Annotated in this window: 17 protein-coding genes; 6 read left to right on the top strand and 11 right to left on the bottom strand. The window is 44.2% G+C overall.

The features are described 5' to 3' along the window. Positions 1 to 184: 184 nt before the first annotated feature. The gene (gene gap / locus GB993_RS05500) at positions 185 to 1,192 is read left to right on the top strand and encodes a type I glyceraldehyde-3-phosphate dehydrogenase (RefSeq protein WP_161003399.1); all 1,008 of its coding nucleotides are present in this window, start codon (positions 185 to 187) and stop codon (positions 1,190 to 1,192) included. A gap of 91 nt (positions 1,193 to 1,283) precedes the next feature. Here the strand turns inward: gap and GB993_RS05505 are convergent, their stop codons facing one another. The 3 genes from GB993_RS05505 to GB993_RS05515 form a co-directional block, all read right to left on the bottom strand. Then, entirely contained in the window at positions 1,284 to 1,466 is a 183-nt protein-coding gene (locus GB993_RS05505) for a hypothetical protein (protein WP_161003400.1), read from the bottom strand. Beyond that, positions 1,456 to 2,169 carry a zeta toxin family protein gene (locus tag GB993_RS05510; protein ID WP_161003401.1) on the bottom strand — a complete coding sequence of 238 codons (714 nt, stop codon included), beginning with the start codon at positions 2,167 to 2,169 and terminating at the stop codon, positions 1,456 to 1,458. Before GB993_RS05510 ends, GB993_RS05505 begins: the two co-directional genes overlap by 11 nt. 332 nt (positions 2,170 to 2,501) lie before the next feature. After that, positions 2,502 to 3,929 (bottom strand): C69 family dipeptidase, encoded by a 1,428-nt coding sequence (locus tag GB993_RS05515; RefSeq protein WP_161003402.1) that lies wholly within the window; start codon positions 3,927 to 3,929, stop codon positions 2,502 to 2,504. A 165-nt stretch (positions 3,930 to 4,094) separates the two neighbouring features. Here GB993_RS05515 and GB993_RS05520 point away from each other — a divergent pair, with 165 nt between their 5' ends. Both GB993_RS05520 and GB993_RS05525 read left to right on the top strand, forming a co-directional pair. Continuing rightward, a complete protein-coding gene (locus GB993_RS05520; protein ID WP_161003403.1) occupies positions 4,095 to 4,724 on the top strand; it encodes an HAD family hydrolase in 630 nt (209 codons plus the stop codon). Positions 4,725 to 4,980: 256 nt separating this feature from the next. Beyond that, positions 4,981 to 6,093, top strand: coding sequence for a glycerol dehydrogenase (locus GB993_RS05525; RefSeq protein WP_161003404.1), 1,113 nt, complete (start codon positions 4,981 to 4,983; stop codon positions 6,091 to 6,093). 443 nt (positions 6,094 to 6,536) lie between these two features. Here GB993_RS05525 and GB993_RS05530 read toward each other — a convergent pair whose 3' ends face one another. The 7 genes from GB993_RS05530 to GB993_RS05560 form a co-directional block, all read right to left on the bottom strand. Further along, a complete protein-coding gene (locus GB993_RS05530; protein WP_161003405.1) occupies positions 6,537 to 7,058 on the bottom strand; it encodes a GNAT family N-acetyltransferase in 522 nt (173 codons plus the stop codon). 93 nt (positions 7,059 to 7,151) lie between these two features. Next, positions 7,152 to 7,931: an antiholin-like protein LrgB gene (gene lrgB, locus GB993_RS05535; protein WP_161003406.1), complete on the bottom strand. Its 780-nt coding sequence runs from the start codon at positions 7,929 to 7,931 to the stop codon at positions 7,152 to 7,154. A 9-nt stretch (positions 7,932 to 7,940) separates the two neighbouring features. Further along, positions 7,941 to 8,399, bottom strand: a complete 459-nt coding sequence (locus GB993_RS05540) for a CidA/LrgA family protein (protein ID WP_161003407.1) — start codon at positions 8,397 to 8,399, stop codon at positions 7,941 to 7,943. Positions 8,400 to 8,644: 245 nt separating this feature from the next. Beyond that, positions 8,645 to 9,424 carry an antiholin-like protein LrgB gene (lrgB, locus tag GB993_RS05545; protein ID WP_017260748.1) on the bottom strand — a complete coding sequence of 260 codons (780 nt, stop codon included), beginning with the start codon at positions 9,422 to 9,424 and terminating at the stop codon, positions 8,645 to 8,647. Between the two features lie 15 nt (positions 9,425 to 9,439). Then, positions 9,440 to 9,895 (bottom strand): CidA/LrgA family protein, encoded by a 456-nt coding sequence (locus GB993_RS05550; protein WP_017260747.1) that lies wholly within the window; start codon positions 9,893 to 9,895, stop codon positions 9,440 to 9,442. Between the two features lie 317 nt (positions 9,896 to 10,212). Then, a complete protein-coding gene (locus tag GB993_RS05555) occupies positions 10,213 to 10,947 on the bottom strand; it encodes a LytTR family transcriptional regulator DNA-binding domain-containing protein (RefSeq protein ID WP_161003408.1) in 735 nt (244 codons plus the stop codon). After that, complete coding sequence (locus tag GB993_RS05560; protein ID WP_161003409.1) at positions 10,928 to 12,685, bottom strand: sensor histidine kinase; 1,758 nt, start codon at positions 12,683 to 12,685, stop codon at positions 10,928 to 10,930. The genes GB993_RS05555 and GB993_RS05560 overlap by 20 nt, the downstream gene beginning before the upstream one ends. Before the next feature lie 155 nt (positions 12,686 to 12,840). Between GB993_RS05560 and GB993_RS05565 the strand changes: the two genes are divergently transcribed. Further along, positions 12,841 to 13,572, top strand: a complete 732-nt coding sequence (locus tag GB993_RS05565) for a demethylmenaquinone methyltransferase (protein WP_347877349.1) — start codon at positions 12,841 to 12,843, stop codon at positions 13,570 to 13,572. Positions 13,573 to 13,628: 56 nt separating this feature from the next. Next, positions 13,629 to 14,006: a hypothetical protein gene (locus GB993_RS05570; protein ID WP_161002202.1), complete on the top strand. Its 378-nt coding sequence runs from the start codon at positions 13,629 to 13,631 to the stop codon at positions 14,004 to 14,006. A gap of 553 nt (positions 14,007 to 14,559) precedes the next feature. On the opposite strand, the gene GB993_RS05575 is transcribed toward GB993_RS05570, so the two are convergent. After that, entirely contained in the window at positions 14,560 to 15,435 is an 876-nt protein-coding gene (locus GB993_RS05575) for an alpha/beta hydrolase (protein WP_161003411.1), read from the bottom strand. A gap of 267 nt (positions 15,436 to 15,702) precedes the next feature. Here GB993_RS05575 and GB993_RS05580 point away from each other — a divergent pair, with 267 nt between their 5' ends. Continuing rightward, positions 15,703 to 16,383 (top strand): SDR family oxidoreductase, encoded by a 681-nt coding sequence (locus GB993_RS05580; protein ID WP_161003412.1) that lies wholly within the window; start codon positions 15,703 to 15,705, stop codon positions 16,381 to 16,383. The last annotated feature ends 55 nt before the right edge of the window (positions 16,384 to 16,438 follow it).

Raw genomic sequence — 16,438 nt, forward strand, 5'->3', positions numbered from 1 at the left:
ATCAGCTCCTAAAAAATGGGTTTGTGGTAAACACCATTTTAAAGGAAGCTGATCTTTTTTGTCCGAACAGCGTTCGGATTAATTTTACAATCTACCAAAACAGCTTAATTATCAAAAATTTGGTACCCTTGCGTCGTAGTGAAAAAGATTTACTAACATGTGCTTAGCTTAGGAGGTTACACTTATGGCAAATATTGGTATTAACGGTTTTGGACGCATTGGTCGGGACTCCTTCCGGCGGATGTTGGCGCTTAACGATCCTGATTTAAATGTGGTCGCCATTAATGATTTGACGAGTCCAGCAATGCTGGCTTACCTACTTAAATACGATTCAACCTTTGGTATTTTTGATGCCGACGTTAGCTCCACCGATGATTCATTAGTTGTTAACGGCAAAAAGATTCGGGTTTACGCTGAACGTAATGCCGCACAAATTCCGTGGGTCGCAAACGATGGTGTCGATATCGTCCTTGAATGTACAGGCTTCTATACATCGAAGGACAAGTCCCAAGCACATTTAGACGCCGGTGCTAAGAAAGTAGTCATTTCCGCTCCAGCCGGCCCAATCAAGACTCTTGTCGAAGGGGTTAATGATGACTTGGTTGCTCATGATGATCAAATCGTGTCTGTCGGTTCTTGTACCACCAATGCCTTGGCACCAATGGCTTACTTCCTGAACAAGGAATTCGGTGTCGAAGTTGGGACGATCACCGCGATTCACGCTTTCACTAGCTCACAGAATCTACTCGATGGTCCTAAGGGTAAAAACTTCCGGCCAAACCGGACCGCATCGTCTAACACTATTCCTCATTCAACAGGTGCAGCGAGTGCAATCGGCTTGGTGATTCCCGAACTTGAAGGCCGTCTAAATGGTCACGCACAACGGGTTGCTGTTATTGACGGTTCCATCTGTGAACTGGTCTCCGTTTTGGATAAAAAGGTGACTGCCGATGAAGTCAATGCAGCCATCAAACCTTACACGGAGAACAACCCTGCGTTTGGTTGGAACGAAGATGAAATTGTATCTAGTGATATCATCGGTGACACCCACGGTGCTGTCTTTGACCCAACACAAACAGAAGTGACTCAAAATGGTGATTTCCAAGTCGTTAAGACACATACTTGGTACGACAATGAATTCGGTTTTGTTTGCAACATGATTCGGATTCTGAAAAAAGAAGCTGTAGCATAAATAACATTCATTAGTAAAAAGAAGGAGACAGGCCTTGTGCGATCATCAGCTTGTTTCCTTCTTTTTTTAGAGCCACATTAATTAATAACAACTAGGCTTCTTTTTCATTTTTGTTTGGATAAAGAACGTCTAAAATTTTTCTGCTACGCTCTCTTGCACCGGCCTGAATGTAGGCCTCTTTCTCTTCATCAGTAGCATTATCTTCAAATTCATCTGAATTGTTATGATACTTTTCAACTAGTTCACGCATAAACTTCTGATCTTTATTTTCCATTGACTATTGCCTCCAGCCTGTCTCTCGAAATGTCATTTGGCAAGTGTTCTATCACAGCTTCCACGCCACGATAAATATGTTGTTGATGCCCCAAACCTGCGTACATCTCTATTTCTATTCGATCTCCATATTTATCTAAAATCTGAGCGATATTTTGCGGAATATTGAGGAAACCATTAATAAATGCCGCTTGGGGAACTTGGCGACCAGTTTTTATAGCTCGTTGAACAACAAACCGCCAATCAATTTCAGGGTCAAGGTAAGTATAGACTATCCTAACAGAATAATCATGATTCAACGCACGCTTAATATTACTAGCTGAGCTTTGGGAGTTGAATGTACCTTCAAGAATAAACGACTGATTTTCATTTAAGGCCCTTCTAAACGCCCTGTCAACTAACTTCGTCGCACCTTTCTGATAGTCAGCCGCATTAGCACCATTATATTTCGGAAAAAGTTTTCTAAAATCGTCGGCATCTATGTGCACAAAATCCTGCATTACTGGACCATAAATACTATCAATTACTTCTGACTTTCCAGATCCTGGCGCACCGGCGGTCAGTATTGCCCACTTGTTTTTCTTCTTTCTAACATCTGAAAATATCGGATTTAGGAACTCATCCTCGTGCGCACTCGCATATTCCCGCCAATGTTGTTTTAGTTCGTCCTCGCTCATAAAACGAATATCCTTCTCCCCTGCCATCGTTCCGCATCCTCCTGCAACCTTCATCACACAGCAACCAACATTTCAACATCAACCAGAGTTCGAACAGTTCCACGTCCTCTATGCGACTAACATAGCAAACTGAAATCCGGAAGTAAATTAGGGACGCCTAGAAATGAAAAATGGATATTTTCGACTAATAATAAACGCTTTATACACAAATTTTGTAATACTGACTACTTTTTAATCGATATTCGCCAATTTTTGTCGCCTATAAACAATAATTGTTTTACGTGGTCACTGGTTCAAACAAAATGACCCACATGCCGGCAAAGGCCAGTATGTGGGTCATTTTAAATCAATTCACAATTCTACAAGTTAATGTCAAAATCAAATGTCAGTTTGGAGCGGTTGAGTCCTTCAGTGACAAAGTGACCGATGATGGCCATCGTCTTATCGCGCATGACATCAACGATGTGGTGGTTTTGCTCTGTCAGATAGGCTGTCAAAGCGTTGCCAGTCAAGCCCTTAGCCTGTGCCTCTTTATCAATTCCGTCCATCAAGCGACGTAATTCTTCACGGCAGTCTTTAAGATAGTCAACATCGTCTTGGACAAAGTGACTGTAGTGGCTTTCTGTCAGCATTGAAACTGTCCGGTACATCCAGTAAGCATCCTTGACGTTGTACGTCATGGATGTGTTGCTGTAACTAGGGTCCGTATCCGTTGCGTTGGCATAGAATGGCAGATATGGCGTAAAGGCAGGAATACCAATACAAATCCACATAACGGCAGACAACGCTTCTGGTACATCGTTACGGATTTGCAAAACGTGACTTTGCTGTGTCCGGTTTAATGAAATTGCCCGGTAACGCAATTTGTCTTCATCGGAACCATGACCGAGTGGATCATACTTCGTTTCGTTATAGTGTGAGCCTTCAATATACTCAACATCTTCAACACTGATCAACCGATTGGCGTGGTTGATGAATGGCAAATCACTGGATTCTGGATCTTGTTCGATTTCTGGATTCAGGTAGCGTTGCGCAAACCAAACCCGTGGTGTGTTGTAGTAACGGTCCTTTTCGGTATCCGTTCCAAAAATGTGCCGGAAGTTCCAACCAGTCTTATCGGGGTTCAAATGATGTTCATCGACAAACTCGCGAATACCGTCAGACCACATAAAGTTGTCTGGGTCATCGAAATCAATTTGTTCCTGACCAACCTGGTTAGCAGCAACGACGTAGGCATCATCGGGAATTCGGGAAGCAACCCAGTGATGACCAGTAACGATTTCCATGTACCAAATATCGTTCTTATCAGCGAAGATAACCCCGTTACCTTCTGGTGAGCCATACTTGGCAACCAACTTACCTAAATACTCAACCCCTTCTTTAGCGGAGTTGATGAATGGCAGAACCATCGTTTGCATGGTGTCTTCAGCCATACCATCAGGCAACAATGGGTCATAAGCTAAAACTTTTTCGTTGGCGTAAACACTTTCAGTAGCGGACATGGCAACATTCTTCTCATTGAAGCCACTTTCGTCATAGATACCTTCGCTTTGAACGTCCACGTTTGGCGTCGCTTGATAACGATAACCACTTTCTGGTAGTGGTGCCTTAAAACCATTCTGAGTAGATGCTAATTCCTCATGGCGACCATTAGCAGCTGGTTTCATTTCAAACTTTTGTGGTGTGATTGGCAAGAATGTGTCGTCGTTACGTGCTACCATTACGGAGCCATCAACGGACGCCTTTTTCCCAACTAAAACGGTCGTACAAGCTTTATCCCATTTCATGTATTTACTCAATCCTTCCAGTACATTTTTAATTACTTAACTGCCATTTTAACGCACCCAGTCAGGTTTTCACAACAGCGGACGGGACTAGAAAATTCTGTCAAAAACAGCAGTCTGCTATAATGATGGTAAATTCCGTTTATATTCTGGTATGGAGGATTATTTATGCAAAACTTTGTGTTTGATGTGGATGGTACACTGATTGATTCCGAAAAAATGTACATGTTGTCTATGCAGCGTGCACTAGCCGCCAGCGGTCGCCAATTCGACTATGATCAGCTGTCACCGACATTTGGTACGACTGGCAAAATCGCCTTACAAGAAATTGGCATTCCTGACAGCGAAATCGATGGGTTACTCGATACGTGGCAAACGTACACAAAGGATACATATGACACCATGCGTGTCTACCCAGGAATCACCTCCGCACTTGCACAGTTACATGAAAATCCGCGTCTAAAGACCGCTATCGTGACATCTAAGGCCGCATCAGAGTACCAACGCGATCTTGTCGAAAACTTTCCGCTCGATCAATACATGGATGATCACGTTACTGCTGACGAAGTGGAACGCGGCAAACCTGCGCCAGACTCCCTGTTTGCCATCATTCACAAAATGAAACTTGACCCGACACAAACTATCTATGTCGGCGACACCATTTACGATCTACAGGCAGCCCACGCCGCTGGGCTAGCATTTGCTTTAGCTACTTGGGGCGGCCCCAAGGATCAAAAACTCATTCGCGACAGTGAAGAAGTGCTAGATAAACCACATGATTTACTTAATTTAATTTAGATATTTAGTCGACACCGTCCTATCTTGGCATTCATGAGATGGACGGTCTTTTTACGTTCAAAATCATCAAGTATTTTACAAAAGTCATAAAAAAGCTTGTCATGAAACGCGTTTCATACATTACTATGAGTTTACGAAACCTTCTAGAAGTCGAGTTGACACAGAGTGCTTGAGCATTTTGTGAATATTTTATCGTATATTTGGAAAGCGCTTCCAATTATCTATTACAGCTCTTTTAATGAATAGGAGAATTATTATGACGCAAATGTTTGGTAGTCCATCATCCTACGTTCAGGGTAAGGATGTGCTGTTTGATAGTGTTAAATACTTGGAAAAGTTCGGTAGCCGTGCCGTCTTAATTTCTGACAACATGGTCTACGATATTGTTGGTCAACGATTTGAATCCTATCTAGGTAAAAACGGCTTCACAATAACCAGAGCCAAATTTCAAGGTGAAGCTTCTCCGGAAGAAATCGATCGAATTACAAACATAGGTAAAAAAGCTGCTGTTAATTTCATTATTGGCCTAGGTGGCGGTAAAACTTTGGATTCTGCGAAAGCCGTTGCGGACAATCTTGGCGTTGCTGTCGCAATCTTACCGTCCTTAGCGTCCACCGATGCCCCATGTTCGCGGCTGTCAGTTATTTATAATGAAGACGGCTCCTTTAAGGAATATCGCTTCTATGATATGAACCCTAACCTTGTACTTGTCGACACGCGCTTAGTCGCCGGAGCTCCAGTCCGTTTATTAGCATCAGGAATTGCTGACGCACTTGCTACAAATGTTGAGTCTCAAGCTGTCGCAAAAGGTGACAGCGAAACCATGTTAGGCGCCAAACAGACTCTAGTTGGTAACGCCATTGCTCAAAAATGTGAAGAAACACTTTTCAAGTATGGTCACCTCGCCATTGAGTCTGTAAAGAAACACACGGTCACATCCGCACTAAACAAAATTATCGAGGCTAATACCTTAATGAGCGGTGTTGGTTTTGAAAGTGGCGGATTAGCTGCAGCACATGCGATTCATGATGGCTTAACTGTTCTTGACGGTCCCATCCATGATTTGACGCACGGTGAAAAAGTGGCTTTTGGTACATTAACGCAGCTCTTCCTAGAAGGATGTAGTGAAGAGAAATTCAACCGCTATCTATCATTTGATCTGTCTCTAGGACTGCCAACTACGTTTGAAGATTTAAAAATTCCTAACGTGACCGACGAAGAATTGTTAAAAGTCGGTGAACGGGCAACGTCACCAGCCGATACTATGAACCGAATGCCATTCACAGTAACCGCTGACGACATCGTACAAGCAATGCGGGGCGTTGATGCATACAGTCATGCATTCAAAGAAAAGTATGCCGAGAAATAACTATTAACGAGACCAGCCATTGAAAGAACGAATATTAAAATAGTGATTATTCCAGCAATGTTAGTTCTTCTGTTGTATGGCCATCTTTTTAACAATTAGGTAATTTTTGCGAACAATGTTAGCTGTAGGTCATCAATGTTGATACAGAGCTGTGAAAGTGATGTTAATTCGAGAGAATCATTCGAATTTGCATCACGAACGGCCGCAGAGACTCGGAACTTCACGAGGCTGTGTGGCGAGGTGAAAGACTCTGGTTTCAGGAGGCTTGAACCGGTCCCACGGCGAGTGTGTCAATATTGACAACCGTAAGCGCCATTCTTGCTACAAAGATGAACTTGAAACGACAAAGACGTCACAGTTTTAAGCCAAAAATAAAAGGAAAGAACCAAGGCAGTGAAAAACCACATTGCTTTGGTTCTTTCCTTTTTCGAAATAGCAGTCAATCAGTCCAAGCCCAACACCCGCATGTTAAATGTCAGGACTTGTGTTTCAAAATCGCAACCGTTAGCTACGTACGTCCCAGACTTCAACAACTCGCCACCATGCGACTGGTAAAATCCGAGCGCTGGCACGTTGCTGCTGAGGCAATCAATGGTAAACGGTAGCAAACGTTCATTTAGCAGTTCCGCCCGTTTGCTATAAAACAACCGCGTCCCGATACCCTGATGCTCTAATTTAGGATCGACATATAAGCCGTAAATTTCGCCTGGATAATCCGTCATCTCTGGATGCGAACGTTGCGGTCCACCGGTAATAAAGCCTAACAAACGCCCACTGTGCTCATCAATGGCAACTAACGTGCGGTCTGACTGATAGATTTTTTCCCACAGAGCCAAACGGTCCGGATATGAATGCTGATCGATCACCTTGCGTGGCAACAAACCTGAGTATGTTTGTTGCCAACTGTCAACGTGAATTCTGGCAATTACTGGAACATCACTAGCCCGTGCTAACCGAATTTCCACGTTGCGTCGCCCCCCTCAAGGATTACTTACACCTTAAGTATCGAACGCAATGTGTAAAACCGTCAATTGAAAACCATTAAAAATAGGAAACTTTTATCGTAGCCCAACCAATGTTGCAAAAATTGGTACTACCAGATCAACTACGATGCCAATAATAACCACCGCAATGGCCCCCATTGAGCCTTCGATCGTGCCTAACTCCAAAGCAAACGCCGAGCCGATGGTGTGTCCAGAAGTTCCTAACCCTAAACCGGTACCGATTGGATCAGACTTCAAACGGAAAATTTTAACGAGCCAGTTGCCCAGTGCGTAAATAATCACAGCATTTAAGATACATGCCATCGCTGTAACTGCCGCATTGCCGCCAATGGCCGTTGAAATCGGCAACGCAATGGCGGTTGTCGCGGCTTGTGGCAACATGGATGCCAGCCCCACTTTGCTGAGGCCAAATCCTTTAGCAACTAAGAAAATCAGCGATAGTGCAATGAAGACACCAACAATCAATGACAATAAAATTTCGAGCCAGAACTTTTTCACGATGTCGTTACGTTTATATAGAGGGATCGCAAAGGCAATAGTAGCTGGATTCAAGAACCAGAAAATGATATCACCACCGGGTTTGTAAGCCTGCGTATAAAAAGCAGCGGTGTCCATCCCTAGCCACTTTGCAAGAATTGCTAACGCTAAGATACCCATTACCATACCAACAAATAATGGTTGAAATAAAAAGAAACCTTTTGAAATTTTAAATAACCACTGACCCAATAAATAAACGGCAATTGATAATACGATACCAAAGAACGGCGTTACAAAATAAGCGAGTGGTCCCTTAATGACTGGTGCAGCGGCTGCTAAAATAAATGTGCTTGTCATGTTTGCCACCTACCCTTCGTCCTTGGTATCCGCATCGACCTGCGCATCCTTATGCAAAACGTGCACGCGGAGCCAAATAAAGAAGCGGGTACAATAAGCCACGGAAACTAATAAAATCACAGTTGAGATAATGATAACGACAATTAACTTCCAACCTTCATTTTCTAAAATACTGAGCGTTCCTGCCAGTTGGATACCAGACGGGACAAACAGAAATCCAATAATACTAATCAAAAAAGCACCTAAATCCTCAACCCACTCTACCTTAATAATATGCAGCGTTAACGCTAGATACATGAGAACTAATCCCACAACCGGTGTCGGTAACGGGAATTTAGGAAATGTCTTGTTACCCCACTCAGAAATGAGCCATGAGATAAAAAGAATAGTTGCGTAAATTCCGATTTGAATCAGAATTGGTGCGCGATGCGACGTTTTTTGTGGATGTTTACTGCCTTGTGCTGTCATCTCTATTCGCCTCCAAAAAGGTCTGTCTATGCTTGTGAACAAAACTCTTCTTGAACAGAATTATAACGGATTTTTTATGCTATGAATACTAATACCATAGGTTTTGTAACCGTTTTCTTAGAGGACGACACAATCGTTAAGTTTGTTCACAAAGTAAGTCTTTTCAATAGCATTATTACCATTTTGGCGCACAAAAAAACGTCACCAACTTATTTGTTTGGCGACGTTCATAAAACCATTTTAAATTAACCGAGACCAACTAAGGCAGCAAAGATTGGCACAACGATATCGATAACGATACTGATGATAACCACCGCAATGGCAGCCATAGAACCTTGAGCGGATCCTAACTGTAAAGCAAATGCTGAACCAACTGTGTGACCAGAAGTTCCTAAGCCAAGCCCAGTCCCAATTGGATCTGAGTTCAAACGGAAGACTTTAACAAGCCAGCCACCCAATGCGTAAATGATAACCGCATTCAGGATACATGCCATCGCCGTTACAGCAGCGTTACCACCGACAGCTGTTGAAATTGGCAATGCAATCGCAGTCGTTGCAGCTTGTGGCAACATGGATGCAATACCGACATTGCTGAGGCCAAACAGTTTGGAAATACCGAAGATGACGAACAGTGAGACGAACGCCCCCACGATCAATGATAATAGAATTTCCAACCAGAACTTTTTGACAATATCATTACGTTTGTACAATGGAACGGCAAACGCAATCGTTGCTGGGTTCAAGAACCAAAAGATAATGTCACCGCCGGGCTTGTAAGCCGTGGTGTAGAACTTGGCCGTATCCATGCCCAACATTTTGGCCATGATAACCAACACAATGATCCCCAGGACCATCCCAACAAATAATGGCTGAAATAAGAAGAACCCGTTAAATTTCTTGAATAACCATTGGCCCAATAAATAAACAGCGATGGACAAGAAGATTCCGAAGAATGGTGTCGCAAAGTAAGCCAGTGGTCCTTTAATGACCGGTGCCGCAGCAGCCGCTAAAATTGAAACAGACATAAAGCAATCCTCCTTTTACTTTTGATCATCCTGATTAACAGTTGCATCGCCGTGGAACCAGTGAACCCGGATCCAGATAAAGAGCCGCGCGGTGTAAGCCACAACAACCAGCAATACGATAGTGGATAGAATAATAACAATAACTAACTTCCAGCCTTCGTTTTGAAGGATGCCAAGCGTGCCTGCCAATTGGATACCAGAAGGAACAAAAAGAAAACCAATGAGACTGATCATAAAGCTACCGAAGGAATCAACCCACTCCACTTTAATAATTTTGAACGTCAATGCTAAGTAGAGTAGTACCAGCCCAATAACAGGCGTTGGTAGTGGGAACTTTGGAAAAGTCTTTGCAACAAACTCAGAAATGAGCCAGGAAATAAATAGTACCGTGGCATAAATACCGATTTGAACCAGAATGGGCGCATCTTTTTTAGTTGATGTCGCCGTCTTAGATTTATTATTTTCTGCCATGACAAACGTCCTTTCCATTATTGTGAATAGTGTCACTAGTAGCGACAAAACTTGCCGTACCAGCACTCTTTTTAACACTTAAAGTGTAGTCGCCAATTCACAAAAAAACGTGATTCACTTGTCAAACGCACATTTTACCAGCTGAAATACCCTGCTCGGGAAGTGATTTACTGCGACACATTTGTTAGCTAACTTCACGAGGCTGTGCGGCGAGGTGAAAGACTCCGAACTTGGGAGGCTTGAACCGGTCCCACGGCGAGCGTATCAATGTTGACAACCGCAAGCGACATCTACACCAATATTCGTGGCGGATATACTTACATGTTCAATCGATCTTTCATCGACTTAACGAAGGAACGGCTGACCGGCACCTTGTCGCCATTGGTCAGCTTAATTTGATAGGTATGGTTAAACCACGGTTCGACCTCGGAAATAGCGGTGATATTCACGACGATACTGCGATGTACCTGCATAAACTGATCCTCTGACAATCGCGTCATCAACCAGCTTAACGTCTGATGAGTGTGGAAGCGACCGTCCTTGGTCGTCAATATTAACTCACCATTTTCAACGAAACCAGCGAGAATGTCACCCTGCTTAAGAACACGTGTCTTCTCGTTTTCGGTTATTGAAATCATCCCCAGTTGTTTACGTGGTTTGGTTTTGGCAACTGGATTGGCCTCTTCCCGAAGTTGAAGCACCTCGTCAACTCTTGATAACGCCTGATTGATTCGTTGTTGCTCAAATGGTTTAAGCACATAATCAACCGCATTGATGTTAAATGCGCGAACTGCATAATCATCATAGGCCGTTGCTACGACCACTAACGGTGGATTCGCCAACTGATCAAGTTTGTTTGCCAAATCAAAACCGTTTTCGTTATTCAGAGAAATGTCGAGAAAAACGAGGTCACTGGGAGTAGTTAATAATTGTGCCAACGCCTGACTTATCGATTCTGCTTGAGACACCTGATCAACAAGTGAATTCTGTTTAAGCAAGTATTCCAGCTCGTTACGTGCGAGCGGTTCATCATCAACGATTAAGACTTTCATGAATTGCCTCCTGCTTATTTGGAATTGTTAAACTTACCGTCGTACCAGTTGAAGATGTTTTAAAATGTAGCTGACTGTTTGGACCATAAAGGCCCACCAGCCGCGCATTCAAGTTTTCCAACGCTGTACCACTACCATTCGTAGAAGTTACCACTTGATGACCAAGTTGCGGTAAAACATCTTGGTCAATCCCGAAACCATTATCGCTGACACTAATCTCAGTCGCATAGCGCTGGGCTTCAACTTTTACCCACACCCGATTACCATATCGTCGGTCATCAAACGCATGACGAATCGCGTTTTCAACCAACACCTGAATGGTAAACGGTGGAATCAATACTTCATCATCCGATGGCGTATCAAACGTAATGTCGTATTTATCTGGGAATCGCGTTTGCTCCAGCGATAGGTATGCATCAACATGTTCGCGTTCTTGACGCAACGGAATTTCCGTTTGCCGGACACCTTGCAGATTTGTTCGGAAGTACGTGGATAATTGTAGCAACAGAGTGCGCGCCTTGTCAGCGTCCGTTCGCATCAACGCAGATATCGTATTGATCGCATTAAAGAAGAAGTGGGGATTTACTTGAGCTTGTAAGGACTTAATTTCAGCATCCTTGACGAGCTTTGATTGTTCCTCAGCAGCCCCTAATGCTAATTGACTCGAAAAAATTGAGGCGAGACCCGTTGCCAACTGTTCCTCAACCGGCGTTAAATCTTTCGGATTGGTAAAGTACATCTTCAGCGTACCCACAACGTGATTTTGAACGACCAGGGGAATCACCACTGCGGCGGCCAACGGACAGCCCGGATGCGGACAACCAATTTCAGCCTTAGAATGAGCAATTCGCATCTGACCGGTCGCAATGACCCGTTTGGATAAATCTGTCTTGATTTCTTTTTCTGGAATATGGTGGTCGCTTCCTGGCCCCACATGAGCCAAAACGTCCGTCGTATCCGTAATGCCGATTGCGTCAAAGTTTGTATAATTACGAATGATGGTCGCGACCTGTTGAGCGTTGTTTTCGGTTAAACCGGAACTAAAGAATGGTAATGTCCGGTCCGCCAGTTCCAACACATCGTGCGTTTGCACAGCCCGCAACTGTTCTTCCTGCCTAATGTAAGCTGAAATGACTGACATAAAGATGGCCGTGCCAGCACTATTTAAAATCATCATGGGGAAAAAGATGAGTTTTACCAAACTGAAGCCAGAGGCGCTGAAAATGAAGATAAACAACATCTGGACTGATTCCATCATCAACCCAATCAGTGCTGACGTCGTCATGCTTGGATATCGGCTCTCGTTGAGATAACGTTTGCCAATCATCCCAGAAAGAAAACCAACGATAATTGAACTGAAAATATAGAATAGATCGGAGCCATTTCCTTGAATTACACGATGGACACCGGCAATTAACCCAACCACCGTGCCGACCAGTGGCCCGCCAACTAAGCCGGACACCGTAATCGCTAAAGTTCTCGTGTTGGCGATTGAATCAGTAGCTGGTAGACCTGTTAGCCATGTTGTTGATACCAACGTGTTGTGGGAAGTAATTTCAACCCCCGTTAAGTTCGAAATAATCGCAAAAACAGCGAAAATGAGAATCAACATTCCCTTCGCTGTCCATGCATCATCAGCTTTGACTAATTGTCTGAAATAACTGACATTTACCAAAAGAAAGGCGAGGATAATGATCAGCCCAACCCGCTGCATCAGTAACAAAAATAGCGTTAACATGCTTTCTCCTTGTCTTTGTAAACCTGTATCATTATTGTTAATCTTTTTGTGCCCCATTGAATTATACCCGCGCGAAAACTTGTGAAACAGAGGCAACTTTAAAAACGTTTGTGTGTCGGGCTTAAAGAGCATATATTAAAACTATTCGATTGGTGGTGAGCAAATTGACTCAAAGTACTCCAAAAAATCCGGCAAGCGTGCAGGCTCTTTTCACTCGCATTGCGCCAGATTATGACCGCATGAACAACATTATTTCTCTTGGTTTACAACACAGATGGCGGCGATATGCCATGCGTCAAGCCCACTTTTTACCTGGCGACACGGTCCTTGACTTGTGCTGTGGGACGGGCGATTGGACAGTTGCGCTGGCCAGCAGTATCGGCCGCAGTGGACAAGTCATTGGCGTCGACTTTAGTCAGGCAATGGTTAAGCTGGCTCAACAAAAAATTGCTGACAATAATTTGACCAATGAAGCGACCGTTTCCTTTGGTGACGCGCTTCACTTGCCATTTCCCGATAACAGTTTTGATCTGATTACAATTGGTTTTGGCATGCGCAATCTAGCAAACTTAAACGCCGGTCTAACAGAGATGCTACGTGTCCTACGCCCTGGTGGTCAGCTCGTGTGCTTGGAAAGTTCTCAACCAACTGCACCAATTATTAGACCCGTTTGGCAGTGGTATTTCGGTACCGTCATGCCGTGGTTAGGAGCCGTATTTGCCCATGCTCATGATGATTATGATTATCTTCAGCGGACTACCCAGGCGTTTGCCAATTATCAAACGTTGGCCGAAGCGTTCACAACAGCCGGTTTTAAAGACGTCCATTACCGTCGCTTTACGTTTGGCGCGGCGGCTTGTCATACAGGAGTTAAACCGGCAAAGTAGCCGTTTACTAACGTTAGAAATTTCGTTAAACTGGAGCCATTGTATTAACAGAAAGGATGGCGCTCGTGTCAGAAGATCGGTATTATCAGCCCAAAGATAGCAAGGATGCAATGCGGTACATTGAACGTTTGTTTAACCGCTACAAAGATGCTCCGATTACGCAAGAACTCGTTGATTATAATCACAACTTAACTGCTGCTCTACGCAGTGATATTGCCCAAGCAGCCTTGACTGAAAATGCGCCACAACGTCATGATGCGGCCATCAACATGGCCGATGAAATGGACAAGTGGGCACGCACGCGAGCAGCTGGGCAGCCATTTCATGGGCAGCTAAAACACTTCAAGTTTGTCGGTGAAGCGTCAACGCCACGGTTTAAGGCTCACACAGTTAAAAACCATCAACGCGGCAACTTACGCGCGTCACGCCATTAATCCATTCACATAAAAATCCTGTCGATTAGTTATCACTAATTAACAGGATTTTTTGATTACAAACATGATTTTTATGTTAGCGTGATCTGCCGTTACGTCATTGAGAAACGCCGTTCCATGGGACCGGTATCAGCCTATGAAAACCTAGGCTTCACCCTCGACTTCGAGCCCAAAGCCCAGGTCTCGAAGCTCGTCCTGCAATGCTAAGTGGCAAAACCGGCCACTAACCATTGCTTTCACGGAACTCTATTTCTCACTGCCTTCACTCTTGTTCCAAAAATAAGCAGTGCAACCTCCCCATAACTAGAAAGTACTTAAAATCAGCAATTAGCTTCTATGTGAGCCGAAGGGCGGCAGCATTGACACCGAGCCGTGAAGGTAACGTTAATTCGGTGGTTTTCCCGAATTTAGGTTACGGACGGTCGTTAAGACTCGGCACTCCACGAGGCTTGACGGCGAGGTGAAAGACCGTGAACTTCGGGCTTGAACCGGTCCCACGGCGAGTGTGTCAATGCTGCCAACCGGAGGCGTAAGACAAGAATCAGCTTAAAGATTAAGGTTTACTACCCGGTTTGCCAAAGAGTAAATTGGTGACTAGCTTGTAGCTACGGATTGTGGTGTGAATTTGGTGATGATTGGTATTGTTCATTAAAATCTCGTGATACTGCGGCACAATGCCGCGAACAAGGTAGCGCAAAGCCTGTGCCTGCACAATAGGCACGGAGTTGTCTGTATCTTCGCCGTTAGCAGAGCCATAGACGTTAAAGATTTGAGCCCGACTATTAGCCCACAAATTGTTGCGGTCTGCGATCAACTGACGATAACTGTGCGATGAACGTTTAGGCTTTCCGCTAGGTAATACATCTTTAGGCCGATCAATACTTTCATCGACCGGTGCACTCAACAATACCATTTTATGCAACTTTGGTAATCGCTTATCGTTACCATAGCGAATCAACTGAGTCACCATCGCACTGCCGCCCCATGAATGGCCAACGGCATTGTATTCATTAACGTGATAGCGACGTTTGAGCAACATCAGAATCTGATTGAGCCACTTGGCCTGTGGCTGATAACTATTGCCCAGATTGCGATCAAACGTGACTTGAATGAGCGGATTAATATCCGTTTTTTTAAGACGGCCAATCACGTGAATGCGACCAAAAAAGTCGACATTGATTCGCATAACTTTGCCTGCAGTGCGTTCACCTTGCATATAACCAATCATGGCGTTAAACGAATTAGCCGAAGTGGCCCAACCAGGCATGAAGATTGTCGGCGTGTGCGTTTTCATAACACTCTTGTTAACTTCGCTACTCTCCAGCGGTTCGGCAGTCACGCCAATGCTGGTTACTTTATGGAACAACACAAAACTTGCGCCCAGCACTAACACGAGCGCACTGGTAATTGTCCAAATCCGTCGATGCACGTGCAAACCTCCCCATCGCTGACGTTTCCCGCTCAGCCGTTTATTTCTAATTAACTTTAACGCTTTCGAATCCTTGTGACCAGTCGCAACGCGTGACTTAACAGCAAATTAAGTTTGCCACAATGAGAATAATCAGCTCGTTTACAAACCGTCAGCTAACAATTATTCTGTTTTGTCGAAATAACGAGCATTATTTTCTGAGTTTTTCTGATCAATCATCTATACTGTTGCCAAACATATATTGAAAGTGAATTGGAGGGGATTAATATGACACAACCCGTTGTTGCAATCGTCGGTGTTGGTAAAACTGGATTAGCCCAAGCTCAGGCCGCACTTTTTGGCCGTCAAGGCTTCCAAATTGCTTTACTATCCCGCGATGAAAATATCCTTAAACAAACTGCCGATGACCTTCAACATCAGCAGATCAACGCCACTATTTTTCCAGTTGATCTAACGAAGGCAGCCACTATTGATGAAGCATTTGATCAGGTCAAACAATTGGGCCAACTGACAGCTGTCATCTTTAACGCCACGTTCCGTCCTGGCATTAAGCCACGCGCGCTCACAGCCGAGACAGCCGAAACTGGCATGCTGATTGGTGCAGTTGCGCCGGTAGCAGTAGCTCACGCGGTCATTCCAGCCCTACTTGAAAGTTCACAACCAACGGCCTTGCTGTTCACTAACAGCATTGCGGCCACCAAACCATCAACAGGCGCACCTCTGCAAAGCATGGAAAAAGCGGCAATGAAGAATTTCGTCCTGGCCCTCAATCAGGATTTAGCAAAGACCAACATTTTTGCCGGCCAAGTCACGATCAACACGTATATCCGTGACGGACACCGTGAAAATCAGGACCCTGTTAACATTGCGAAGGCTTACTACAAACTGTTTACAGAACGTGAGCCCGTCGATTTGGCCTATCACGACCTCATTAAAGAGGACTATTAATTTGTACATTCATACGAAAATGGTTCAAACGCAGATTATTGTGTTTGAACCATTT

Origin of the sequence: Furfurilactobacillus milii (assembly GCF_009864005.1) — a bacterium.
GTDB classification, from domain to species: Bacteria; Bacillota; Bacilli; order Lactobacillales; family Lactobacillaceae; genus Furfurilactobacillus; species Furfurilactobacillus rossiae_B.

Bases quoted from the DNA above. Each gene is read 5' to 3' on its own strand.
- gap (WP_161003399.1), top strand. From the start codon at position 185: ATGGCAAATATTGGTATTAACGGTTTTGGACGCATTGGTCGGGACTCC.
- GB993_RS05505 (WP_161003400.1), bottom strand. From the start codon at position 1,466: ATGGAAAATAAAGATCAGAAGTTTATGCGTGAACTAGTTGAAAAGTAT.
- GB993_RS05510 (WP_161003401.1), bottom strand. From the start codon at position 2,169: ATGGCAGGGGAGAAGGATATTCGTTTTATGAGCGAGGACGAACTAAAA.
- GB993_RS05515 (WP_161003402.1), bottom strand. From the start codon at position 3,929: ATGAAATGGGATAAAGCTTGTACGACCGTTTTAGTTGGGAAAAAGGCG.
- GB993_RS05520 (WP_161003403.1), top strand. From the start codon at position 4,095: ATGCAAAACTTTGTGTTTGATGTGGATGGTACACTGATTGATTCCGAA.
- GB993_RS05525 (WP_161003404.1), top strand. From the start codon at position 4,981: ATGACGCAAATGTTTGGTAGTCCATCATCCTACGTTCAGGGTAAGGAT.
- lrgB (WP_161003406.1), bottom strand. From the start codon at position 7,931: ATGACAAGCACATTTATTTTAGCAGCCGCTGCACCAGTCATTAAGGGA.
- GB993_RS05540 (WP_161003407.1), bottom strand. From the start codon at position 8,399: ATGACAGCACAAGGCAGTAAACATCCACAAAAAACGTCGCATCGCGCA.
- lrgB (WP_017260748.1), bottom strand. From the start codon at position 9,424: ATGTCTGTTTCAATTTTAGCGGCTGCTGCGGCACCGGTCATTAAAGGA.
- GB993_RS05550 (WP_017260747.1), bottom strand. From the start codon at position 9,895: ATGGCAGAAAATAATAAATCTAAGACGGCGACATCAACTAAAAAAGAT.
- GB993_RS05555 (WP_161003408.1), bottom strand. From the start codon at position 10,947: ATGAAAGTCTTAATCGTTGATGATGAACCGCTCGCACGTAACGAGCTG.
- GB993_RS05560 (WP_161003409.1), bottom strand. From the start codon at position 12,685: ATGTTAACGCTATTTTTGTTACTGATGCAGCGGGTTGGGCTGATCATT.
- GB993_RS05570 (WP_161002202.1), top strand. From the start codon at position 13,629: ATGGCGCTCGTGTCAGAAGATCGGTATTATCAGCCCAAAGATAGCAAG.
- GB993_RS05580 (WP_161003412.1), top strand. From the start codon at position 15,703: ATGACACAACCCGTTGTTGCAATCGTCGGTGTTGGTAAAACTGGATTA.